This window comes from Streptomyces sp. SCUT-3, from assembly GCF_014083985.1.
Classification (GTDB): domain Bacteria; phylum Actinomycetota; class Actinomycetes; order Streptomycetales; family Streptomycetaceae; genus Streptomyces_H; species Streptomyces_H thermolineatus.
The window spans coordinates 4,025,413-4,048,426 of sequence record NZ_CP046907.1; the positions used below are offsets into that span (position 1 = coordinate 4,025,413).

General features: G+C 74.9%; 16 protein-coding genes and 1 pseudogene. 9 read left to right on the forward strand and 8 right to left on the reverse strand.

Annotated elements, in window-relative coordinates; all coding sequences use genetic code 11:
* Window position 1 precedes the first annotated feature (1 nt).
* From GQS52_RS17840 to GQS52_RS17850, 3 genes and pseudogenes are all read right to left on the reverse strand, one after another.
* Window positions 2-1,096, reverse strand: a complete 1,095-nt coding sequence (locus tag GQS52_RS17840) for a hydroxymethylglutaryl-CoA lyase (RefSeq protein ID WP_182314371.1) — start codon at window positions 1,094-1,096, stop codon at window positions 2-4.
* Window positions 1,093-3,149, reverse strand: a pseudogene (locus GQS52_RS17845) (biotin carboxylase N-terminal domain-containing protein). Before GQS52_RS17845 ends, GQS52_RS17840 begins: the two are co-directional and overlap by 4 nt.
* 14 nt (window positions 3,150-3,163) lie before the next feature.
* A complete protein-coding gene (locus GQS52_RS17850) occupies window positions 3,164-4,813 on the reverse strand; it encodes a carboxyl transferase domain-containing protein (protein WP_182314372.1) in 1,650 nt (549 codons plus the stop codon).
* Window positions 4,814-4,968: 155 nt separating this feature from the next.
* Between GQS52_RS17850 and GQS52_RS17855 the strand changes: the two genes are divergently transcribed.
* Complete coding sequence (locus GQS52_RS17855; RefSeq protein WP_182314373.1) at window positions 4,969-5,733, forward strand: TetR/AcrR family transcriptional regulator; 765 nt, start codon at window positions 4,969-4,971, stop codon at window positions 5,731-5,733.
* Window positions 5,734-5,872: 139 nt separating this feature from the next.
* Entirely contained in the window at window positions 5,873-6,448 is a 576-nt protein-coding gene (locus tag GQS52_RS17860) for a GNAT family N-acetyltransferase (RefSeq protein WP_182314374.1), read from the forward strand.
* Window positions 6,449-6,585: 137 nt separating this feature from the next.
* Here the strand turns inward: GQS52_RS17860 and GQS52_RS17865 are convergent, their stop codons facing one another.
* Both GQS52_RS17865 and GQS52_RS17870 read right to left on the reverse strand, forming a co-directional pair.
* Complete coding sequence (locus tag GQS52_RS17865; protein ID WP_182314375.1) at window positions 6,586-8,049, reverse strand: N-acetylmuramoyl-L-alanine amidase; 1,464 nt, start codon at window positions 8,047-8,049, stop codon at window positions 6,586-6,588.
* Window positions 8,050-8,255: 206 nt separating this feature from the next.
* Window positions 8,256-8,960, reverse strand: coding sequence for a TetR/AcrR family transcriptional regulator (locus GQS52_RS17870; RefSeq protein WP_182314376.1), 705 nt, complete (start codon window positions 8,958-8,960; stop codon window positions 8,256-8,258).
* 151 nt (window positions 8,961-9,111) lie between these two features.
* Here GQS52_RS17870 and GQS52_RS17875 point away from each other — a divergent pair, with 151 nt between their 5' ends.
* The 3 genes from GQS52_RS17875 to tesB all read left to right on the forward strand — a co-directional run bounded on the left by GQS52_RS17875 (window position 9,112) and on the right by tesB (window position 12,491).
* The gene (locus GQS52_RS17875) at window positions 9,112-10,269 is read left to right on the forward strand and encodes an acyl-CoA dehydrogenase family protein (protein WP_182314377.1); all 1,158 of its coding nucleotides are present in this window, start codon (window positions 9,112-9,114) and stop codon (window positions 10,267-10,269) included.
* 154 nt (window positions 10,270-10,423) lie between these two features.
* On the forward strand, window positions 10,424-11,590 hold the full coding sequence (locus GQS52_RS17880) for a thiolase family protein (protein WP_182314378.1): 1,167 nt from the start codon (window positions 10,424-10,426) through the stop codon (window positions 11,588-11,590).
* A gap of 13 nt (window positions 11,591-11,603) precedes the next feature.
* A complete protein-coding gene (gene tesB / locus GQS52_RS17885; protein ID WP_182314379.1) occupies window positions 11,604-12,491 on the forward strand; it encodes an acyl-CoA thioesterase II in 888 nt (295 codons plus the stop codon).
* Between the two features lie 78 nt (window positions 12,492-12,569).
* Here the strand turns inward: tesB and GQS52_RS17890 are convergent, their stop codons facing one another.
* The 3 genes from GQS52_RS17890 to GQS52_RS17900 all read right to left on the reverse strand — a co-directional run bounded on the left by GQS52_RS17890 (window position 12,570) and on the right by GQS52_RS17900 (window position 16,856).
* Window positions 12,570-13,826, reverse strand: coding sequence for a PP2C family protein-serine/threonine phosphatase (locus GQS52_RS17890; RefSeq protein WP_346268250.1), 1,257 nt, complete (start codon window positions 13,824-13,826; stop codon window positions 12,570-12,572).
* 295 nt (window positions 13,827-14,121) lie between these two features.
* On the reverse strand, window positions 14,122-14,910 hold the full coding sequence (locus GQS52_RS17895) for a phosphatase (protein WP_182314380.1): 789 nt from the start codon (window positions 14,908-14,910) through the stop codon (window positions 14,122-14,124).
* 188 nt (window positions 14,911-15,098) lie between these two features.
* Window positions 15,099-16,856, reverse strand: a complete 1,758-nt coding sequence (locus GQS52_RS17900) for a PucR family transcriptional regulator (RefSeq protein WP_182314381.1) — start codon at window positions 16,854-16,856, stop codon at window positions 15,099-15,101.
* Between the two features lie 227 nt (window positions 16,857-17,083).
* Here GQS52_RS17900 and speB point away from each other — a divergent pair, with 227 nt between their 5' ends.
* From speB to GQS52_RS17920, 4 genes are all read left to right on the forward strand, one after another.
* Window positions 17,084-18,076: an agmatinase gene (speB, locus tag GQS52_RS17905; RefSeq protein ID WP_182314382.1), complete on the forward strand. Its 993-nt coding sequence runs from the start codon at window positions 17,084-17,086 to the stop codon at window positions 18,074-18,076.
* Window positions 18,077-18,256: 180 nt separating this feature from the next.
* Window positions 18,257-18,565 carry a helix-turn-helix transcriptional regulator gene (locus GQS52_RS17910; protein WP_259370839.1) on the forward strand — a complete coding sequence of 103 codons (309 nt, stop codon included), beginning with the start codon at window positions 18,257-18,259 and terminating at the stop codon, window positions 18,563-18,565.
* 19 nt (window positions 18,566-18,584) lie between these two features.
* Window positions 18,585-18,749: a hypothetical protein gene (locus GQS52_RS17915; RefSeq protein WP_182314383.1), complete on the forward strand. Its 165-nt coding sequence runs from the start codon at window positions 18,585-18,587 to the stop codon at window positions 18,747-18,749.
* 412 nt (window positions 18,750-19,161) lie between these two features.
* Window positions 19,162-23,007, forward strand: a complete 3,846-nt coding sequence (locus GQS52_RS17920) for an ABC transporter ATP-binding protein (RefSeq protein ID WP_182316540.1) — start codon at window positions 19,162-19,164, stop codon at window positions 23,005-23,007.
* The last annotated feature ends 7 nt before the right edge of the window (window positions 23,008-23,014 follow it).

Below are 23,014 nucleotides of genomic sequence, written 5' to 3' on the forward strand. Positions count from 1 at the left end.
GTCACTCCTGGTGGGTCAGGGCTCGGACGGTGCGGGACGGGCTGGGGCGGCCCAGGTGCCCGGCCATCCACGCGCTCGTGGCGGCGAGGCGGGCGAGGTCGACGCCGGTGTCGATGCCGAGGCCGTTCAGCATCCACACCAGGTCCTCGGTGGCGAGGTTGCCGGTGGCGCTCTTCGCGTACGGGCAGCCGCCCAGGCCGCCGGCGGAGGCGTCCACGACGGTGACGCCCGAGCGCAGGGCGGCCAGGGTGTTGGACAGGGCCTGGCCGTAGGTGTCGTGGAAGTGCACGGCGAGCCGCTCCACGGGCACCCCGGCGCCGGTCAGGGCGTCCAGCAGGACGGTGACGTGGCCGGGGGTGGCGACGCCGATCGTGTCGCCCAGGCTCAGCTCGGTGCAGCCCATGTCGTGCAGGCGGCGGGCGACGGAGACCACCTGGTCGACCGGGACCCGGCCCTCCCAGGGGTCGCCGAAGCACATCGACAGGTAGCCGCGCACGCCCAGCCCCGCCCCGCGGGCCCGGGAGACCACCGGCTCGAACATCGCCAGGGACTCGTCCACCGTGCGGTTGAGGTTGCGGCGGGCGAAGGTCTCGGTGGCGCTGGCGAAGACCGCGACGTCGGTGACGCCCAGGGCCAGGGCCCGGTCCAGGCCGCGGGCGTTGGGCACGAGCACCGGCAGCCGCAGCCCGCCGTGGCGGCCGTCACCGCCGGAGCCGTCGCCCCCGCCCACCGGCCCGCCGTGGCGGGCGCGGACCGGCTCCAGCAGGGGCATCAGCGCCTCGGCGTCGGCCAGCTGGGGCACCCACTCGGGGCGCACGAAGCTGGTGGCCTCCACGGTGCGCAGCCCGGCGTCGGCCAGGCGGGCGATGAACTCGGCCTTGACCCCGGTGGGGACCGGCTTCTTCTCGTTCTGCAGCCCGTCGCGGGGGCCGACCTCGTGGATGCGGACCCGGGAGGGCAGGGACGGGTCGGGGAAGGCGGCGGGCAGCCCCAGGCCGAGGGGGCCGGCCTGCCCGGCCGCGCCGGCGTCGGCCGCGCAGGCGGCGTCGGCCGTGCCGCCTGTTCCGGCGGCGCGGAGGGTGCCGTCGGTGCTCATGCGTCCTCCCGCGGGGCGACGACGGCGAGCACCTGGTCCATGGCGACGGTGCTGCCGGGGGTGACGTCCAGTTCGGTGACGGTGCCGTCGTGCGGGGCCGCGATGACGTGCTCCATCTTCATCGCCTCGACCACCAGCAGGCTCTGCCCGGCCACGACCTCCTCGCCGACCGAGGTCTTCACCACGGTGACGGTGCCGGGCATGGGCGCGGTCAGGGCGCCGCCGGAGGCGGAGGCGCCGCCGCCGCGCAGCAGCTCCTCGACGGGGTCGTACGGCTGGAGCGCCCAGCCGTCGCCGTCCCGGCCGAGCCAGCGGGTGCCGTCGGCCGCGGCGCGGTGGTGGAAGGTGTGCACCACGCCGTCCAGGGCGAGGGCGGGCCGCCCGTCGGGGCCGACGGCCAGGGAGGCGGGGACGGGCGGGGCGTCGCCGACGCGGACCTCGGCGGCGTCGACCGGCCCGCAGGTGCGGACCTCGACCGGGTCGCGGCCGGGCACCTTGAAGCGGTGCACGGTCCAGGCGGGCTCGCCGCCCAGCCGCCAGCCGCCGGGCACGGAGAACGGGTCGGTCCAGCCGGGGGCGGCACCGCGGCCGGTGGAGTCCGCCGCCGTCGGCTCCGGGTCGCCGGCCAGGTCCAGCAGGGCCGCGGCGGCGTACACCTCGTCGGGCACGCCGTCGGGGACGAGGCCGGCGGCCACGCGCTCGACCAGGCCGGTGTCCAGGCGGCCGGCGACCACGTCCGGGTCGGCCAGGAGGCGGCGCAGGAAACCGGCGTTGGTCGGCACCCCGAGCGTGACGGTCCCGGCGAGCGCGGCCCGCAGCCGGCGCAGCGCGGTGGCCCGGTCCGGGCCGTGCGCGATCACCTTGGACAGCATCGGGTCGTACAGGCTGCCGACCTCGGTGCCCTGCGCCAGGCCGGAGTCGGTGCGCACCCCTCGCCGTCCGGCTCGCGCAGCAGCAGCACGCTGCCGCCGGACGGCAGGAAGGCGGGGGAGCCGGCCGTGACCGACACGGTCTCGGCGCAGATCCGCGCCTCGACCGCGTGCCCGTCGAGGGCGACGTCCTCCTGGGCGAGGGGCAGGTGCTCCCCGGCGGCGGTGCGGATCTGCCACTCGACCAGGTCCAGGCCGGTGACCATCTCGGTCACCGGGTGCTCCACCTGCAGCCGGGTGTTCATCTCCATGAAGAAGTACGACGACGGGTCGTCGCCGGGGACGATGAACTCCACCGTCCCGGCGCCGGTGTAGCCGCAGGAGCGGGCGGCGCGCACGGCGGCCTCGCCCATCGCGGCGCGGGTGGCCGCGTCCAGCAGCGGCGAGGGCGCCTCCTCGATCAGCTTCTGGTGGCGCCGCTGCAGGCTGCACTCGCGCTCGCCGAGGTGGATCACGCCGCCGTGGGCGTCGGCCAGGACCTGGATCTCGATGTGCCGGGGCCGGTCGATCCACCGCTCCAGCAGCAGGGTGTCGTCGCCGAAGGAGCCGCGGGCCTCGCGGCGGGCGGCGGCGATCTCCTCGGGGAGGGCGGCCAGGTCGCGCACCAGCCGCATGCCCTTGCCGCCGCCGCCCGCGGACGGCTTGAGCAGCACGGGCACGCCGATCTCCTCGGCGGCGGCGACCAGTTGCGCGTCGGTCAGCCCGGAGCCGCTGCTGCCGGGCACCACCGGCACCCCGGCGGCCTTCACGGTCTCCTTGGCGCGGATCTTGTCGCCCATCAGCTCCACGGCGGAGGCCGGGGGGCCGACGAAGACCAGGCCGGCGTCGGCGCAGGCCCGGGCGAACGCGGCGTTCTCGGCGAGGAAGCCGTAGCCGGGGTGGACGGCCTGCGCTCCGGTGCGCAGGGCCGCCTCGACGATCCGCTCGGCGGACAGGTAGGAGCCGGAGGCGGCCGGCGGGCCGATGCGCACCGCGGTGTCGGCCTCGGCGACGTGCCGGGCGCGGGCGTCGGCGTCGCTGTACACGGCGACCGAGCGGATCCCCAGGCGGCGCAGGGTGCGCACGACGCGGACGGCGATCTCGCCGCGGTTGGCGACCAGGACGGTGTCGAACAGGGTGGTCATGGTGGTGTTTCCCCCTACATCCGGAAGACGCCGTAGCCGGGCTGGCCCGGTTCGCGCTGCGGCAGCGGTGCGTTGGCGCAGGCGGTCAGCGCCAGGCCGAGGACGGTGCGGGTCTCGGCCGGGTCGATCACGCCGTCGTCCCACAGGCGGGCGGTCGCGTAGTAGGCGCTGCCCTGGGTCTCGTACTGGTCGCGGATCGGGGCGCGGAAGGCGTCCTCCTCCTCGGCGGACCACTCCTGCCCGGCGCCCTCCATCTGGTCGCGCTTGACGGTGGCCAGCACGGACGCGGCCTGCTCGCCGCCCATGACGGAGATCTTGGCGTTGGGCCACATCCACATGAAGCGCGGCGAGTACGCCCGGCCGCACATCGAGTAGTTGCCCGCCCCGTAGGAGCCGCCGACCACCACGGTCAGCTTCGGCACGCGGGTGCACGCCACGGCGGTGACCATCTTGGCGCCGTGCTTGGCGATGCCCCCGGCCTCGTAGCTGCGGCCCACCATGAAGCCGGAGATGTTCTGCAGGAACAGCAGCGGGATGCCGCGCTGGTCGCACAGTTCGACGAAGTGCGCGCCCTTGAGGGCGGACTCGGCGAACAGGATGCCGTTGTTGGCGACGATGCCCACCGGGTGGCCGTGGATCCGGGCGAAGCCGGTGACCAGCGTGGTGCCGTACTCGGCCTTGAACTCCTGGAAGCGGCTGCCGTCGACGACCCGGGCGATGACCTCGCGCACGTCGTAGGGGGTGCGGGAGTCGACGGGCACGGCGCCGTACAGCCCTGCCGGGTCCACGGCCGGCTCCTCCACGGGCGCCACCTCCCACGGCATCGGGGCGCGCGGGGCCAGGGTGGAGACGATGGTGCGCACGGTGCGCAGCGCGTGCTCGTCGTTCTCGGCGAGGTGGTCGGTGACGCCGGAGACCTTGGAGTGCACCTCGCCGCCGCCCAGCTCCTCGGCGGTGACGACCTCGCCGGTGGCGGCCTTCACCAGCGGCGGGCCGCCGAGGAAGATCGTGCCCTGGTTGCGGACGATCACGGCCTCGTCGCTCATCGCCGGCACGTACGCGCCGCCCGCGGTGCACGAGCCCATGACGGCGGCGATCTGCGGGATGCCCGCGGCCGACATGGTGGCCTGGTTGTAGAAGATCCGGCCGAAGTGCTCCCGGTCGGGGAAGACCTCGTCCTGCATGGGCAGGAAGGCGCCGCCGGAGTCCACCAGGTACACGCAGGGGAGGCGGTTGTTCAGCGCCACCTCCTGGGCGCGCAGGTGCTTCTTGACCGTCATCGGGTAGTAGGTGCCGCCCTTGACGGTGGCGTCGTTGGCGACGATCACCACCTCGCGGCCGGCCACCCGCCCGATGCCGGCGATCACCCCGGCGGCCGGTGCCGCGCCGCCGTACAGGCCGTCGGCGGCCAGCGGGGCGATCTCCAGGAAGGGCGACCCGGGGTCGAGGAGGGCGTCGACCCGGTCGCGGGGCAGCAGCTTGCCCCGGGCGGTGTGGCGGGCGCGGGCCCGTTCGCCGCCGCCGAGGCGGGCCGCGGCCAGTTTCGCGCGCAGCTCGGCGACGAGTGCGGTGTGCGCCTCGGTGTTGGCGCGGTACGTCTCGGACGCCGGATCCACACCGGTGCCGAGCACCGGCGGCGGTGCGGTCGCTGCCTGGGTCCCCATGCGTGCCAAGCTCCCTTGCTCCTGCTCGCCCGCCCGCCGGCCGCGGTGGTGCCGGACCGGGCGGTGTTAGTGACCGTTAACGTGTCCCGGAACACGTTAACGACCGCTAACCGGCTTGTCTACAATGGCCTTCTGTCCAGACCAGGAGCGGGGCCATGCACACCAGGACCGGCACACGGGCCGCCGCCGGCACCGGCACCGGCGCACGAACCACCGGCGCCGGAGCGGCGGCCGGGGCGGGGGCCGGGGCGCCGGGGAACGGTGCGCGCACCGGCCGCCGCGAGCAGATCCTGCGCGAGGCCGCCCGCCTCTTCGCCGACCGCGGTTTCCACGGCGTCGGCGTCGACGAGATAGGCGCCGCCGTCGGCATCAGCGGCCCCGGTCTGTACCGGCACTTCGCCGGCAAGGACGCGATGCTCGCCGAACTCCTCGTCGGCATCAGCGAACGCCTCCTGGCCGGCGGCCGCATGCGCATCGAGGAGGCCGACGGCCCCGAGCAGGCCCTGGACGCCCTCGTCCGCGGCCACATCGACTTCGCCCTCGACGACCGCCCCCTGATCACCCTCCACGACCGCGAGCTCGACCGGCTCCGCGAGGACGACCGCAAGCAGGTCCGCCGCCTCCAGCGCGCCTACGTCGAACTGTGGGTGCAGGTGGTGCGCGAACTGCGCCCAGGGCTCGGCGAGACCGAGGCCCGCGTCGCCGTCCACGCCGTCTTCGGCCTCCTCAACTCCACCCCCCACCTGGGCACGCGCGGCGGCCTGCCCGGCCGCGACGCCACCGCCGACCTCCTGCACCGCCTCGCCCTCGGCGCCCTGGCCGCGGCCGACGGGGACGCCGGTGACGGGGACGACGGGGACGGGAGCGGGGACGGTGGCGGTGGCGGAGGCGGTGCTGCCCCGGCCCCTCCACCGGGCTGACCTGCCCGTTCCTCACGCCGCCGCGGGGCTTTGCCGCGGCCGTCGGGAAACGGACCCTCCCCTGCCGTGCCCGCACGAGGATGGCCCCCGGACCCGGCCGACGGGCCGGGAGGACGACGGACGGGAGCGGGGAGTGCGCGTGGTTGCCGAAGGGCGTGTCGTGTACCGGCGGGCGGAGGAGCGGGACCTGGAGGCGGTCCGCGGGATCGACGGCTCCTTCACCACCGGCACCGTCTACGAAGTCGTCGCCGGGGACGGCGGGTTCGCGCTCCGGGAGGTGCCCGTGGACCCGCCGCTCGTCAAGGTCTTCCCCGACGACGACGACGAGGAGGAGGGCGGGGAGGGCGACGGGGACGGCGGCGCGTTCCCCGGCCGGTACGCCGAGGTGGCCGTCGACGGGGGCGAGGTGTGCGGCTTCGTCGTCGCCGGGGTGGAGGAGTGGCACAGCCGCCTCGTCGTCCACGAGATCACCGTGGCTCCCGCCCACCGGGGACGCGGGATCGGCGCCGCCCTGATGCGGCGGGCCTGCGCGTACGGGCGCGGCCTGGGGGCGCGGACGGCCTGGCTGGAGACGTCGAGCCTGAACGTCCCGGCCGTCCGCGCGTACCGCCGGATGGGGTTCGCCCTCTGCGGCCTGGACACCACCTTCTACCGGGGGACCCCGTCCGAGGGCGAGACCGCGTTGTTCATGAGCCGGCCGCTCGACGGCCCGTGACCCGCGGCGCCGCCGGCCGCTGACGGGGGTGCGGACGGAGCTGTGGTGCCGAAGCTTCGACTTTCCGCCGTTCTTGACGGCGTGTCGTTGCGTTTCGGCACCACAACTCTTTCCGGTGAGGTCCGGCCCGGCGCCGGTCAGCAGGTGGGGACGCCGGGGAGCCAGGATTCGGGGGTGTTGACGAAGATGTTGGAGATGTAGCCGCCGTAGTCGGGCAGGTAGGCCCAGGCGTCGTTGGTGTAGCCCTGGTAGGTGACCAGCTGGCCGCGGACCTGGCAGCGCACCCGGACGGTGGTGGGGCCGGCCAGGGAGGCGACGGCGGTCGAGGTGGTGGTGGGGGCGGAGCGGACGTTCACCCCGGAGCCCCAGGTGGTGAAGGTCTTGTCCGAGACGTTGCCGTCGCCGCGGACCAGCTGCATGTAGTACGCCCAGTCCCAGTACTGCCCGGGGTCGGTGTGGTCGTTGTCCGGCAGTTCGTTGTGGCCGAGGATGTGCAGGCGGTCCTTGGGGATGCCGTACTGGTCGCACAGGTGGCGGGTGAGGGCGGCCGAGGCGCGGTACATCGCGTCGGTGAACCAGGACGGGTTGGTGACGTACCCCTCGTGCTCGATGCCGAGCGAGGAGGAGTTGGCGGACCGGGCGTGCCAGGCGGTGTCCTTGTTGCGCACGCTCTGGGTGATCTGGCCGTCGGAGGAGCGGATCACGTAGTGGGCGCTGACCTGCGCCGAGGGGTTCTGGAACCAGCTGATCGCGCCGGCGTACGAGCCCTGGGTGACGTGGACGACGACCTTGTTGATCGCCGAGGTCCGGCCGACGGTGTAGTTCCCGGAGTAGGCGGGGTTCCACAGGGCGGCCGGGTAGTCGGTGCTCTGCGCGCCGACCTCCCCCTCGCCTGCGGCCTCCCCGCCGAAGCCCTCGGGGACGTCCTCGTACCGGCCGCGCTCCGGCTCGGTCTTCCGGGCGCGGGTGTGCAGCAGTTCGTCGCCGTCGAGGCGGGCGAGGACGCCCTCGGCCATGATCTCGTAGACGGTGTCGGCGTACAGGCGGGCCGTGCGGTCCTCGGTGGCGCCGCCGTAGCGGACGACGGCCGGGTACCAGGCGCCGGGCCGGTCCCGGTCGGAGGCGTCGAGGCCGGCGGCGTCGGCGTGGGCGCGCAGGACGGCGGCGCCGCCGCGGATGTTGGCGGCGGTGTCGTGCTTCAGCTCGGAGACCGTCTCGCCGGTGGCCCGCGCGGCCCGCTCCAGGACCCGGTTGCCGGGGACGCTCACCAGGTGCATGACGCCGTAGCCGCCCGCGTGGCTGGGTTCGCCGTCGTGGTCGTCGAGGTGGGTCTCGCCGTAGCCGACGGCGACGAGGAGGTCGCGCGGCACGTCGAACTCGGCCGCGGCCCGGGAGAAGGCCCGGCCCACCGGGCCCTGGGCCGCGTCCGCGTTGCGTGCGGCCGCGTCCCGTGCGGCCGTGCCCCGGGTGCCCGCGTCCGGCGGGGCCGCGGTGGCGGGTTGTGCGGTGAGTGCGAGGGCCGCGGCGACCGCGGCGCACAGGGCCGCCGCCCACCTCGGTCTCCGTGAGGGTTCGAAGCGCCTGCCGATTGCTGCGGTCATGGGGTTCCTCCCGTTGCGCGACGCGTGCGGAAGGGTGCGGGTGTTCCCGTGCCGTGCTCCGGGGCCGCCCGCACCGGGGGCCTCCAGGAAACCAGTTACGTCATGTACGCGACAATACTGCGGAGCCGTGCGGAGCCGGACCGGCCCGCGGCAGGAGCCGGCGGACGAGCGAGAACCCGGGGCGGGGCCCGTGGAGGGGGAGGGGGTCAGAAGGAGAAGGGCGGGGCGGTCGGGCGGTACTCGACGAGGGTGAAGGCCAGGTTGACGTAGCGGGTGACCAGGTCGTCCACGGTCAGCTCGCCGCCGGGGCGGTACCACTCGGCCACCGCGTTGCACATGGCGATCACCGCGCGCCTGGCGTCGTCGGGCCAGCGGGGGTTGAAGATCCCGGCCTCGATGCCGTCGGCGATCGCCCGCTGGAAGCGGCCCGTCGCCTCCCGCAGCTGCCGGGAGTGGCGCGCCCGGAACTCCTCGGAGACGCTGCGGGTCTCGGAGAAGACGATGCTGCTGTCCACCTGCTGCTGCGCCCGGTAGCGCACGGTCGCCGCGACCAGGGCGGCCAGCCGCCGGGCCGGGTCGTCGCCGGCTGCGCCGAGGGCGGCGGCGCACGCGGTGTCGTACGAGCGCAGGCCGGCCTCGACGATGCCCTCGAGCAGCGCCTGCTTGCCCGGGTAGTAGTGGTAGAGCGCCGACAGGCTGACGCCGGCCCGCGCCGCGATGTCGCGCACCGGGACGGCGTCGTAGCCGCGCTCCCCGAACTCCCGGCGCGCCGCGTCGATGATCACCTGCTGCCCGGCGGTGCGCGCCGTCGCGGGGGCGGGCGCCGCAGCCGGGGCCGTCACCGGGTTCGTCGCCCGGTTCGTCGCCGGGGCCGCGGCCGGGGTCGTCGCCCTCTCTGTCCTGTCGCTCACGTCCCCCAGGCTAACGGGTCGGTTAACAACTGTTCGGGATGGCGTGGCGTTCTTCACGAGAGAGGGCCCTCCGGGCCTCTGGACAGCGAGGGCAACTGGTCCGTAACTTAACAAGCGTTCGAACAGGTCTACTGTGCAGAGGGGCAGACAGGTGCGCCGTACCGTTTTCAACGAGGACCACGAGGCGTTCCGGTCCACGATCCGGGACTTCATCGAGAAGGAGGTCGTGCCCGCCTACCCCGAGTGGGAGAAGGCCGGCCACCCGCCCCGCGAGTTCTACAACCGCCTCGGTGAGCTGGGCGTCTTCGGCATCGAGATCCCCGAGGAGTACGGCGGCGCCGGCGAGACCAGCTTCAAGTTCTCCGCCGTGATCATGGAGGAGACCGCCCGGGCCGGCGTCAGCTTCGGCAGCAGCGGCGTGCACACCGGTCTCGTCCAGCCCTACCTGCTGGCCTACGCCACCGAGGAGCAGAAGCAGCGCTGGCTGCCGAAGTTCGTCACCGGCGAGATGATGACCGCCATCGCCATGACCGAGCCCGGCACCGGCTCCGACCTGGCCGGCATCGCCACCACCGCCAAGCTCTCCGCGGACGGCACCCACTACGTCCTCAACGGCGCCAAGACCTTCATCACCGGCGGTGCGCTGGCCGACATGGTGCTGGTGGTCGCCCGCACCTCGCCCGCCACCCCGGAGAACCGCCGCGCCGGCCTGTCCATCCTCGCCGTCGACGCGCACGCCGAGGGCTTCTCCGTCGGCCGCAAGCTGGAGAAGATCGGCCTGCGCACCTCCGACACCGCCGAGCTGTCCTTCGTCGACGTGAAGGTGCCGGCCGAGGACCTGCTGGGCGAGGAGGGCAAGGGCTTCTACTACCTGGCCCACAACCTGCCGCAGGAGCGCCTGTCGATCTCCTTCGGCGCCTACGCGCAGGCTTCGGCGGCCGTGCAGTTCGCCCTCGCCTACACCAAGGAGCGCACGGTCTTCGGCAAGGAGGTCGCCTCCTTCCAGAACACCAAGTTCGTGCTCGCCGACTGCGCCGCCGACGTCCGCGCCATGCAGGCCGTCGTCGACCAGGCGCTGGAGGCCCACGACGCGGGCGAGTACACCGCCGCCGACGCCGCCGCGGACAAGCTGTTCTGCACCGAGACCGCGAACCGCGTCATCGACAAGTGCCTGCAGCTGCACGGCGGGTACGGGTACATGCTGGAGTACCCGATCGCCCGCCTCTACACCGACAACCGGGTGACCCGCATCTACGGCGGCACCAGCGAGGTGATGAAGACCATCATCGCCAAGTCGCTGGGGCTGTGAGACATTCGACCCGGGGCTACTGATCAGTAGCCCCGGGTCGGGGGCCGTCGGGCCCCACGACCGCAGGGCCCCGCGACCGCGGGGCCGCAGGGCCGCAAGGCCGGACGACCGGGGCCGGGAGTCCGGGAAGCCAGGGAGTTAGGGAACCACAGCCATGCGTGACGCAGTGATCGTCGATGCCGTGCGGACCCCGGTGGGCCGTCGCGGCGGCGCGCTCGCCGGCATCCACCCGGCGGACCTGTCCGCCCACGTCCTCACCGCGCTCGCCGAGCGCACCGGCCTGGACCCGGAGCTGGTCGACGACGTGATCTGGGGCTGCGTCTCCCAGGTCGGCGAGCAGGCCGTCAACATCGGCCGGTACGGCGTCCTGGGCGCCGGATGGCCCGAGACCGTGCCCGCCACCACCGTCGACCGGCAGTGCGGGTCCTCCCAGCAGGCCGTGCACTTCGCCGCGGCCGGCGTGGTCTCCGGCCACTACGACATCGCGGTGGCCGGCGGCGTCGAGTCGATGACCCGCGTGCCCATGGGCTCCCCCCTCGCCGGCGGCGCCTACGGCAGGCCCTACGGCGAGACCGTCCTGAACCGCTACGGCATCGAGGACTTCAACCAGGGCATCGGCGCCGAGATGATCGCCGCCGAGTACAGGCTCTCCCGCACCCGCCTCGACGAGGCCGCCCTGCGCTCCCACGAGCGGGCCGCCGCCGCGATCGACGAGGGCCGCTTCGCCTCCCAGACCGCGCCCGTGACCGTCACCGGCGAGGACGGGACCGAGCGGGAGTTCGCCACCGACGAGGGCGTGCGCCGCGGCGGCACCCTGGAGGTCCTCGGCGGGCTGAAGACCCCGTTCAAGGCCGACGGCGTGGTCTCGGCCGGCAACGCCTCCCAGATCTCCGACGGCTCCTCCGCCGTGCTGGTGACCACCAGCGAGACCGCCGCCCGCCACGGCTGGCGGCCCCTGGCCCGGGTGCACACCGTCGCCCTGGCCGGCGTCGACCCCGTCAGCATGCTCAAGGGCCCGATCCCCGCCACCGCCAAGGTCCTCAAGAAGGCCGGCCTGTCCCTGTCCGACATCGGCACCTTCGAGATCAACGAGGCCTTCGCCTCCGTCACCGAGGCCTGGCTGGAGGAGACCGGGGCGGACCCGGCCCTGGTCAACCCCGACGGCGGCGCCATGGCCCTGGGCCACCCGCTCGGCGCCTCCGGCACCCGGCTGATGACCACCCTCGTGCACCGCATGCGCGAGCGCGGCATCCGCTACGGCCTGCAGTCCATGTGCGAGGGCGGCGGCATGGCCAACGCCACGATCCTCGAACTCCTGTGAGCAGGCGCCGCCCGTGAACGACGACGACGCACTGCAGTCGCTGGTCGACCTGCTCGACCTGGAGCAGATCGACCGCGACATCTTCCGCGGCCGCAGCCAGTCCGCGCTGCTGCCGCGGGTCTTCGGCGGACAGGTCGCCGGACAGGCGATGGTGGCCGCCGGACGCACGGTGCCGCAGGAGAGGGCCGTGCACTCGCTGCACGCCTACTTCCTGCGCACCGGCGACCCCGGCTCGCCGATCGTCTACCAGGTCGACCGGATCCGCGACGGCCGCTCCTTCAGCACCCGCCGGGTCGTCGCGATCCAGCACGGCAGGCCCATCTTCCACTTCTCCGCGTCCTTCCAGGACCCGGAGGAGGGCCTGGAGCACCAGGCAGACATGCCCGACGCGCCCGACCCGGAGACCCTGCCCACCCCGCAGGAGTTCTTCGGACGCCACGGCCACCTGCTGCCCGACCCCGAGATCCCGCGGCGGCTGCTGGGCTTCCGCGCCGCCTGGGACCTGCGGTACGCCACCGACCCGCCGTTCGTGGCCGCGGCCACCGGCGGGCCCGGCCCGGCGCGCCAGCAGGTGTGGTTCCGCACCGTCGGGAAACTCCCCGACGACCCGCTGCTGCACGTCTGCGCGACGACCTACCTGTCCGACATGACCCTGCTGGACTCGGTGCTGCTGCCGCACGGGCTCGGCGGCTGGGCCACCGGGGACGTGGTGGGCGCCAGCCTGGACCACGCCATGTGGTTCCACCGGCCCTTCCGGGCCGACGAGTGGCTGCTCTACCACCAGGACAGCCCGTCCACCTCCGGCGGACGCGGCCTGGCCCGCGGCAGCATCTACACCCGCGACGGCCGCCTGGTCGTCTCCGTAGTGCAGGAGGGCGTGGTCCGCATCCCGCGCTCCTGACCCCGGGACCGGACGGCCCGGCGGCGGACGGCGGACGGGCCGTCCTGCGGGCCCCGGCGGCCGCGGGACGGGCCCCGGTCAGCGGCCCGGCAGGCCGGCGAGGGCCTCGCTGCGGCCGGCCGCGGCCGGGCCGGGGCCGTGCCACTCCAGGAGCAGGACGGTGCCGTCGTCGTTCAGGTGCCCCTGGTGGTACTCCATGACGCTGCGCGTCAGGCGGCGCAGCGTCTCGGGGACGGGCAGGCCGGCGGCGTCGTGGCGGACGAGGAAGTCCACCAGCCGGTCCAGGCCGAACTCCTGGCCGTCGGGGCTGCGGGCCTCGGTGAAACCGTCGGTGTACAGCAGCACCCGGTCGCCGGGCTCGAGCTGCTCGCGGCACAGGACGGACTTCAGGCCCAGGTTGGTGCCCAGGGGGTGTGCGGGAGGGCAGCTCAGGGTGCCGGCCCACCGGCCGCCGCGGATGACCACCGGCGGGTGGTGGCCCCTGTTGACCCAGCTGAACAGGCCGGTGCGGGTGTCCAGGTGCGCCAGGACGGCGGTCGCGTAGCCGGACGTGCCGAACTGCCCGGTCAGGACGCGTTCGATCGCCTCCCCCGTCTCCACCAGGTCCTTGCCCTGGCGGCGGTTGTTGCGGCAGGCGGCCATCGCGAGGTTGGCGGTCAGGCCCGCCGTGGCGTCGTGGCCCATGGCGTCGAAGACCGCCAGGTGCACGGTGTCGCCGGACAGGGCGTAGTCGAAGGCGTCGCCGCCGATCTCGTACGCCGGCTCCATCGCGGCGCTGACCACCACCCGTTCGCCGGCGAACGTCAGCGGCGGCATCAGGTTCCACTGCATCTCCGCGGCCACGTTCATCGAACGGGTCCGCGTCAGGCGGGCGTAGGAGTCGCTGAGCCCGGCCTTGCTGACCACGATCAGGGCCACCAGCGACGCCAGGTGGTGGAGGTTCCCCCTGGTGGACTCGTCGTCGGGACCGGTTGCCTGCAGTACGCCCAGGCGCTCGGCACCGTCGACCACCGGGACCCACCACTGGCACGAGCCCTCGGCGCCTCCCGGGGCGGTGACGGTCCGCCCGTGCTGGAAGGCCCGGCCGGCCAGGCTGCCCTCGATGCCCAGCTCCTTCGCGGGACCGCCGGGGCCGGCCTCCCCCGCGTCCTCCCCGTGTCCGGTCAGGAGGCGCAGCACGCTCTCCTGGAGGTCGGCCAGGTAGATCCGCACCTGCCGGACACCCACGGCCCGGGCGTGCTCGGCCACCTTGCCCGGCAGATCCTCGAACGCCATCAGGTGGCTGTCCCTGAGAAGGCCGCCGAGCATCCGCTCCGTGCCGGAGGGTCCGGTCACCGGCCCAGCTCCTTTCCTGCCGCCCCTGCCACGGCCCTGGTCCTGGTTCCGGCCCCGTGAGCGGGACGGGGCCCGTGCGCACCGGCCGGGCCCCGGTCGGCGGCCGCCGTGCCGTGCGCGGTCCCGCAGGCCGTGCGGGCCGTGCAGGCCGAGCGTCCCGGCCCTTGGAGTCCGTGCTTCCCGGTTTCCGGGGTTCCATGTGCCCCGGCCCCGGCCCCGGCGCTGCGGCGCCCCCGCGGCTCCGGTCGGCCCGTGGCCGGCCGGGCAGGCCGCGGTCGGCCGGGCAGGCCCGCGGTCAGTCGGACAGGCCCGCGGCCGCCAGCAGGTACGCGGTCATGGGGGCGTAGTGGAGCGGGGGCACGTTGTCGTCCAGCGGGACGGTGGCCAGCAGGCGGCCCTCCGCCTCGCCGACGAACAGCGCCGGGTCGTTGCAGTCCGCGAAGCCGACGGTGTCGATGCCCTGCTGGCCCGCGTACCCGGCCCAGCCGTGGTCGGCGAAGACCAGGTCCGGCGGCTGCAGGCCGGCGCGGGCGCGGGCGTCGAGGATCTCGCGCATCGGGTCGGGGGAGTGGGTGTGCATCAGGTTGCCCCCGCGGTGGACCATCGCCACGCCGCCGACCTGCCGGATGTCGCCGTTGTCGGCGTACAGGCCGGCGGGGACCCCGATGACCTCGCAGCCGGCCGCCTGAAGGGCCAGGGCGGTGGCCTGGTGCACCGGCAGGAGGCCGGCGGGGTGCCCGGTGGCCAGCAGCACGCGGCTGCCGGACTCGGCGGCCTTGCGCAGGGCGACGGCCGCCCGGTCCAGCGCGTCCACGGTCAGTTCGGCGCTGATCGTGTCGTGGCCGGCGACGTGCTCCGGGTCGGCGACGACACCGCACCGCTCCACCATCAGCTCCAGCACCGCGTCCGCGTCCGTCCACCGGTCGCCGAGTTCGAGGCCGAGCCAGTAGTAGCGGTCGCCGTCGGCGAGTTTGGCGTAGTGGTCGAGGTTGTTGTCGCGCGGCGTGGCCACGTTCCCGGCGATGCGGGTGCGCTCGAGGTGGTCGACGAGTTCCTGGCGACTGGGTACGGCAGCTATCGGCATGAGGCCATTGTCACGCCTTCCGGGCCGGGGAGTGGCGTCACGACGCACCGCGGACGGTGAACGGGTGGTTCCGCACCGCTGTTCCACCGGGGCGGGGAGGGGGCTCGCCGGGGCCGGGACGCGGGGTTCGCCGGCCCCGGACAGGTTGCGTCCGGGGCCCTGGCGGGTCCCGCCGGTCCCGGGCGGGGTCAGCGCGGATGCGGGGGCGGCTGCGCCGGGAGGCAGCGCAGGGCGAGCCACAGTTCGGTGCGGACGTCGGCGTCGCCGAGGTCCGCGTCCAGCAGTTCGCCGGTCCTGGCGATCCGCTTGCGGACGGTGTTGCGGTGGACCCCCAGGGCGACCGCGGTCCGGTCCCAGCTGCCGTGCAGGGACAGCCAGGTGCGCAGGGTCTCCAGCAGGGCGGGGGCGCCGGACAGCGGGGCCAGCAGTCCGGCCGCCGCCGCGGCGGACTCCTCCGCGGGGAGCAGCGCGGTCAGGCCCGCGTCCTGCGGCCGGTGCCGTACGAGGGGGCGCCGGTCGGCCACGGCGCGCCGCAGCGCCCGTTCCGCCTGGAGGTTGGCCGCGGCCAGGTCCGCGGGCCCGGCGGGCGCGCTCACGCCGATCGTCCATCCCGGCAGCTCGGTGACGGCCGCCCCGGTCCCCTCCTCGGGCAGCAGGGCGCGCACGCCGCCGTCGCGGGTCCGGTCGACCAGGGCGGTGCCCAGGGCGTCCCCCAGGGCGTCGGCGGCGAGGGCGTCGGCGGCCGGCGGGCCGGGGGTGGGGGTGCCGGGCGGTGCGGCTGCCGTCCCGGTCCCGCTCCTGGTCCTGGTCCCGGTCCCGGTCCCGGTGCCGGTGGCGGTTCCGCCACCGGTGTCGTACGGACGGTGCGGGCCGCGGCGGCGTGCCCGCACCACCTGCCAGCGGCCCGGGTGGAGCAGCACGGCGGCGTCCTCGGGAGGGCCGCCCAGCAGCAGACGCACCAGCGCCGACCGGGCGGGCAGGCCGGCGGCCCGGTGCCGGGGGCCGGTGAGCAGGGACAGCAGCACGGCGGCGACCCCGGCGATCGTGCCGTCGGCCGGTTCTCGCCGGCGCGACACCACGCCCAGCGCGGGGCGCGCCCGTCCGGACGCCGGGCCGGGCAGGGCGTAGACGGCCAGTTGCAGCCCGGCGGCCGTGCCCGACGCGGACAGCGGCGCCACCCCCGCGTCCGCCCCGGCAGCCGCTCCGGCCCCGGTTCCGGCCCCCGCTCCGGTCTCGGGCCCGGTACGGCGCGGTCCGAGGGCCGCGGCCAGGGAGACCAGCGCCTCGCGCGCCGCGGCGGGCGGACGGCGGCCCGCCGCGTGCAGTTCGGCGCCGTCGGCGTCCAGCAGCACCGCCCACGCGTCCAGCCGCCGTGCCGTCTGCCGCAGCACGGCGGGCACCGGGTCCGGCCGGGCGGCGGCCGTCGCCAGGCTCGCCTGCGCCTCGGCGACGCGGCGCAGCTCGCGGTGCCGGGCCTCGGTCAGGGCCTGCCACACGGCCCTCTCCACAGAGGCGAACCGGGTCCCGCGCGGGACCTCCAGCAGCGGCAGCCCGTACCGGTCGCAGGCCTCCACCAGTGACCGCGGCGTCTCGTCGTGCACGGGTGCCAGCCCGAAACCGAGCGCCGCCGCACCGCCCTCCACGGCCCGCGCGACGTAGCGGTCCCAGTGCGGGGACGCGCCGTCGGAGGCGTCGCCCGCGCCGCGCAGGCCGCCGTGCGGGGCGGCGTCGGACCCGTCCGGGCCGGGGAAGCGGACGCCGGCGGAGAGGATCAGCTCGCCGCCGAGCAGGTACGGCAGCGGGTCGTCCATCTCGCTGGTGTGCACCAGGGAGATCGCCACGTCCCGGCGCGGTCCGCCGACCTGCCGCAGTCCCAGGTCGGACCGGCCGACCAGCTCCCGGAGGGAGACGGCCGGCAGCACCGGGCCGGTGTCGTGGGCGGGCATGTGCGTTTCATCCTCTTCGGGCGTCCTGGATGGAGGAAACGTACACTTCCCCGTCTTCCGGTGGCCACCTACTGTCGGGCCGTGGAGCAGCGCACGGCTCCCCGCCCCCGCCCCTCCCCCCGAGGGCGGGGGCGGCCTTCCCCCGCCCCTGCCCCCGGGACGGGGGAAGGACCCCGTCCACCGGGACCCCGCTCACCGCACCCGCCACCAGGAAGGCGCCCTCCCCGATGACCAGCAGCAACGGATTCCGCGGCCCCGTCGACTCCTCGCGCGTCCCGCGCTACGCCGGGCCGGCCACCTTCGCCCGGCTGCCCCGGCTGGACGAGGTCGGCACCGCGGACGTCGCCGTCGTCGGGGTGCCCTTCGACAGCGGCGTCTCCTACCGGCCCGGCGCGCGCTTCGGCGGCAACGCCGTCCGCGAGGCGTCCCGGCTGCTGCGCCCCTACAACCCGGCGCAGGACGCCTCGCCGTTCGCCCTCGCCCAGGTCGCCGACGCGGGCGACATCGCGGTGAACCCGTTCGACATCAACGAGGCCGTGGAGACCGTCCAGGCCGCCGCCGACGACCTGCTCGACACCGGTGCCCGCCTGATGACCCTCGGCGGCGACCACACCATCGCGCTGCCCCTGCTGCGCTCGGTCGCCAGGAAGCACGGCCCCGTCGCCCTCCTGCACTTCGACGCCCACCTGGACACCTGGGACACCTACTTCGGCGCCGAGTACACCCACGGCACCCCGTTCCGCCGTGCCGTCGAGGAGGGGATCCTCGACACCTCCGCCCTGTCCCACGTCGGCACCCGCGGCCCGCTGTACGGCAAGCAGGACCTCGACGACGACGCGAAGATGGGCTTCGGCATCGTCACCTCCGCCGACGTCATGCGGCGCGGCGTCGACGAGGTCGCCCAGCAGCTGCGCGAGCGCATCGGCGACCGCCCGCTGTACATCTCCATCGACATCGACGTGCTCGACCCGGCGCACGCCCCCGGCACCGGCACCCCCGAGGCCGGCGGCCTGACCTCCCGCGAGCTGCTGGAGATCCTGCGCGGCCTGGCCGGCTGCAACCTGGTCTCCGCCGACCTGGTCGAGGTCGCCCCGGCCTACGACCACGCCGAGATCACCTCGGTCGCCGCCTCCCACACCGCCTACGAGCTGACCACGATCATGTCCCGCCGGATCGCCGCCGCCCGCGCCGCGGACGCGGACGCGAAGCCGCAGGCCTGAACCCCGGCCGGTCCGGCCGACCCGGTTTCCCGGAGGCAGGGGGAGCTGAGTGCCGGCCCGGGCCGACGTACCCCGTTCGTGTGGTCCTGGCCCGGAGGAGCTCGCGGTCGGCGACGGCGAATATAGCGTTGATGCTATGGGATGGGGTAGCGTCGAACTCGAACCGGAGGTCGCGTCGTTGTGACGGCAGAGAGCACACGGACCGGTCTGGAGCAGGCGCGCCGTGCCCGGGCCGCCACGCCCGTGATCCAGGAGGAGTACGCCGCCGCGCGGCTGCGCTTCGAATTGGGTGAAGCCGTCCGCGGGCGCCGGTTGGAACTCGGTCTGTCGCAAAGCGAACTCGGCCTCATGGCAGGCATGACGCAGTCGGCCGTGGCGCGTTTCGAGGGTGGTGGCACGGTTCCGACGATCCCGGTGCTCGACCGCCTCGCGCGGGCGCTCGACCTCGGGCTGAAGGTCGAACTGACTCCCCGGGCCGAAAGTGCATAGCCCCGCGCCGCGCAGTCGCGTGGAGCGGGGGAGACAGGCCGAGTGTGCCCGCGCCTGCATCGAGGAGAACTTCCTGACGGGGGCTGCGCTGTCCGAGGAGGAGATGGTTCGGGCGCGCGGCATGCTCGCGGCGAACAAGGCGCGCACCGCAGCACGGCGCACCGATGGGACGAGCACGGTGTGAGTGACGGCACCGCCCTCGACCACCACCCGGGCCCCACCCCGGGACGGGGCCGGGGAACCGGTGCGGCCCCGATGCCCGTCGGCGCGGGCCGGGCGGACTGCGAGGCGGCCCGAGCGGGCGGAGTCCGGAACCAGGAGCCCGCGGCGCGGCGGATCCGGGCGGCGGAAACCGGGTGCGGTTCGTACACGTGGATGAAACGCTTCCCCGTCGGTGTTGAGTACTGCGGCGCAGTGCCGACGTGATCGCGGGAGGTATACCGGTGGCAAGGCCGAGCGGGGCGGACGGGCCCGGGGACGGGCAGGACGGGCGAGGACGAACACCGGAGGAGGCGCCGGTCGAACAGCCGTCGGGCGATCGGTCGTCGGACGGGCGGCCGCCGCAGGGGTGGGTGCGCAGGCTCGGCGCCTACTGCATGCGCTACCGGCGCAACGTGTGGATCGCCCTGGGCGCCTCGCTGCTGGGCATGGGCGTCACCGCCCTGATGCCGCTGATCCCCATGGTGATCGTCGACGACGTGATCGTCGGCGGCACCCGGCCGCTGGCCCCCTGGGCCGGGCTGCTGATCGCCGCGGCGCTGGCCGTCTACGGCCTGACGTACCTGCGCCGCTACTACGGCGGCAGGCTCGCCCTCGACGTGCAGCACGACCTGCGCACCGCGATGTTCCGCTCGCTGACCAGGCTCGACGGGTCCCGGCAGGACGAGCTGGACACCGGGCAGGTCGTCGGCCGCGCCACCGGCGACCTGCAGCTCATCCAGGGGCTCCTGTTCATGCTGCCGATGATGATCGGCAACGTGCTGCTGTTCGTGCTCTCGCTCGTCGTCATGTTCGTGCTCTCGCCGCTGCTGACGCTGGTGGTGCTCGCCGTCGCCCCCGCCCTGTGGTGGATCGCCGACCGCAGCCGCAAGCGCCTCTTCCCCGCCACCTGGTACGCGCAGGGCCAGGCCGCGGCCGTGGCCGGCATCGTCGACGGCTCGGTCACCGGCGTCCGCGTGGTCAAGGGCTTCGGGCAGGAGGCCCAGGAGATGGGCAAGCTGCGCGACACCGGGCGGCGCCTGTTCGCCGCCCGGCTGCGCACCGTCCGGCTCAACGCCCGCTACACCCCGGCCCTGCAGGCGGTCCCCGCCCTGGGCCAGGTCGGGATGCTCGCCCTGGGCGGCTGGATGGCCACCCGCGGCCAGATCACCCTGGGCGTCTTCGTCGCCTTCTCCACCTACCTCGCCCAGCTGGTCGGCCCGGTGCGGATGCTCGCCATGATCCTGACGGTCGGGCAGCAGGCCCGCGCCGGCGTGGAGCGGGTCGTGGAGCTGATCGACACCGAGCCGCGGATGCGGGAGCGGCCCGACGCGGTGGAGCTCGCGCCGCAGGAGGCGGCGACCGTCGAGTTCGACCGCGTCACCTTCGGCTACGACCCCGAGCGCCCCGTCCTGCGCGACCTGTCGCTGCGGCTGGAACCGGGCGAGACCCTCGCCGTCGTCGGCGCCTCGGGCAGCGGCAAGTCCACCGTCTCCCTCCTGCTGCCCCGCTTCTACGACGTGACCGGCGGCGCCGTGCGCGTCGGCGGCCACGACGTGCGCGACCTGACCCTCGAATCCCTGCGCGCGGCGATCGGGCTCGTCCCCGAGGACAGCTTCCTGTTCTCCGACACCGTCCGCGCCAACATCGCCTACGGCGCCCCCGACGCCACCGAGGAGCAGATCCTCACCGCCACCCGGGCCGCCCAGGCGCACGAGTTCGTCTCCGCCCTCCCCGACGGCTACGACACGGTCGTCGGCGAGCACGGACTGACCCTCTCCGGCGGCCAGCGGCAGCGCATCGCGCTCGCCCGCGCGATCCTCACCGACCCGCGCCTGCTCCTCCTGGACGACGCCACCTCGGCGGTCGACGCGCAGGTCGAGTCCGAGATCCACGACGCGCTGCGGCACGTGATGGAGGGCCGCACCACCCTGCTGATCGCCCACCGCCGGTCCACCCTCGCCCTGGCCGACCGGATCGCCGTCCTGGAGGCCGGGCACCTGGTGGACCTGGGCACCCACGAGGAACTGCAGGAACGCTGCCCGCTCTACCGCGCCCTGCTCACCGACCCCGACGCCCTGGGCGCCGACGTCGTCACCGCCGACCCGGCGGGCACGTGCGCGCGCGGCGGTTCGGAGACGGACGGGCGCGCGGACGCGGACCTCACCGCCGTCCGCACGGCGTCCGACGGCCGGGCGTCCGACGGGCGGGCAATCGGCGGCCGGGCGCTCGACGGCCACGCGTCCGACGGCCACGCGCCCGGCGGGGTGACGCCGTCGCTGTGGAAGAGGCGCGACGGGGACGGCGGCACCGGCGCCGGCGACGCCGCGACCCCCGCCGCGGCGGCGCTGCCCGCAGCCGCGGCGAGCGGCCGCCCCGGCAGCATGGCGGCCGGTATGGCCGGCATGCCCGCCAGCCCCGAACTGCTCGCCCGCGTCGAGGCCCTGCCGCCCGCCACCGACACCCCCGACGTCGACGAGGACCGGGCCCTGGCCGCCGAGAGCGACTTCGGCCTGCGCACCCTGCTGCGCGGCTTCACCGCGCCCCTCCTGCTGGCCCTGCTGCTGGTCGCCGTCGACGCCGGCGCCGGCCTGCTGCTGCCGATCCTGATCCGGCACGGCATCGACGACGGCGTGCAGCGGCTCGCGCTCGGCGCGGTGTGGGCGGCCTCGGCCGCCGGCCTGCTCGTGGTGCTGGCCCAGTGGGCCGCCCAGGCCGGGTCGATCCGGTCGGTCGGGCGCACCGGCGAACGCATCCTCTACGGCCTGCGGCTGAAGATCTTCTCCCAGCTTCACCGCCTCGGCCTGGACTACTACGAGCGCGAGCTGGCCGGGCGGATCATGACCCGGATGACCACGGACGTGGACGCCCTGTCCACCTTCCTGCAGACCGGCATGGTCACCGCCTTCGTCAGCCTCCTCACCTTCCTCGGCATCATGGTCGCCCTGGTGGCCATCGACCCGCAGCTGGCCCTGGTCGTCTTCGCCACCCTGCCCCTCCTGGTCGTCGGCACGATCGTCTTCCGCCGCCGCTCCACGGCCGCCTACGAGCTGGCCCGCGAGCGGGTCTCGGTGGTCAACGCAGACCTGCAGGAGAGCATCGCCGGGCTGCGCATCGTGCAGGCGTTCCGCCGCGAGCGCACCGGCGCCGAGCGGTTCGCCGAGCGCAGCGACGGCTACCGGCGGGCGCGGGTGCGCGGCCAGTTCCTGATCTCGGTCTACTTCCCCTTCGTGCAGCTGCTGTCGACGGTGGCGGTCGCCGCGGTGCTGGCCGTCGGCGCCGGGCGGGTGGAGGCCGGCACGCTCACCGCGGGCGCCCTGGTCGCCTACCTGCTCTACATCGACCTGTTCTTCGCCCCCGTCCAGCAGCTCTCCCAGGTCTTCGACGGCTACCAGCAGGCCGCCGTGTCCCTGGGCCGCATCCGCGAGCTGCTGAACACGCCCACCACCACCCCGCACGCGGAGAACCCCGAGCCGGTGGAGAGGCTGCGCGGCGAGATCGACTTCGACGACGTCCACTTCTCCTACGGGGACGACGGCGAGGCGATGGCCGGCATCGACCTGCACATCCCGGCCGGGCAGACGGTGGCGTTCGTCGGCGAGACCGGGGCCGGCAAGTCCACCCTGGTCAAGCTGGTCGCCCGGTTCTACGACGTCACCTCCGGCGCCCTGCGCGTCGACGGCACCGACGTCCGCGAGCTGGACCTGACCGCCTACCGCCGCCGCCTGGGCGTCGTACCCCAGGAGTCCTACCTCTTCCCCGGCACGGTGCGCGACGCCATCGCCTACGGCCGCCCCGACGCCACCGACGCCGAGGTGGAGGCGGCGGCCCGCGCGGTCGGCGCGCACGACATGATCGCCACGCTCCCCGACGGCTACCTCAGCCGCGTCGGCGAGCGCGGGCGCAACCTCTCCGCCGGCCAGCGGCAGCTGATCGCCCTGGCCCGGGCCGAACTGGTCGACCCGGACATCCTGCTGCTGGACGAGGCCACGGCCGCCCTGGACCTGGCCACCGAGGCCCTGGTCAACCGGGCCACCGACCGCCTGGCCCGCCGCCGCACCACCCTGGTGGTCGCCCACCGGCTCACGACCGCGGCCCGCGCCGACCGCGTGGTCGTCCTCGACCACGGCCGCATCGCCGAGGACGGCACCCACGAGGAACTCCTCGCCGCCGACGGCCGCTACGCGCACCTGTGGCGCACCTTCGCCGGGGAGGAGGAGCCGGAACCCGCCCCGGTCGCCTGACGCGCCG

Coding starts and splice junctions, on each gene's coding strand:
- GQS52_RS17895 (WP_182314380.1), bottom strand. CDS start 14,910: ATGCCGATAGCTGCCGTACCCAGTCGCCAGGAACTCGTCGACCACCTC.
- GQS52_RS17880 (WP_182314378.1), top strand. CDS start 10,424: ATGCGTGACGCAGTGATCGTCGATGCCGTGCGGACCCCGGTGGGCCGT.
- GQS52_RS17920 (WP_182316540.1), top strand. CDS start 19,162: ATGCGCTACCGGCGCAACGTGTGGATCGCCCTGGGCGCCTCGCTGCTG.
- GQS52_RS17855 (WP_182314373.1), top strand. CDS start 4,969: ATGCACACCAGGACCGGCACACGGGCCGCCGCCGGCACCGGCACCGGC.
- speB (WP_182314382.1), top strand. CDS start 17,084: ATGACCAGCAGCAACGGATTCCGCGGCCCCGTCGACTCCTCGCGCGTC.
- GQS52_RS17900 (WP_182314381.1), bottom strand. CDS start 16,856: ATGCCCGCCCACGACACCGGCCCGGTGCTGCCGGCCGTCTCCCTCCGG.
- GQS52_RS17840 (WP_182314371.1), bottom strand. CDS start 1,096: ATGAGCACCGACGGCACCCTCCGCGCCGCCGGAACAGGCGGCACGGCC.
- GQS52_RS17850 (WP_182314372.1), bottom strand. CDS start 4,813: ATGGGGACCCAGGCAGCGACCGCACCGCCGCCGGTGCTCGGCACCGGT.
- GQS52_RS17865 (WP_182314375.1), bottom strand. CDS start 8,049: ATGACCGCAGCAATCGGCAGGCGCTTCGAACCCTCACGGAGACCGAGG.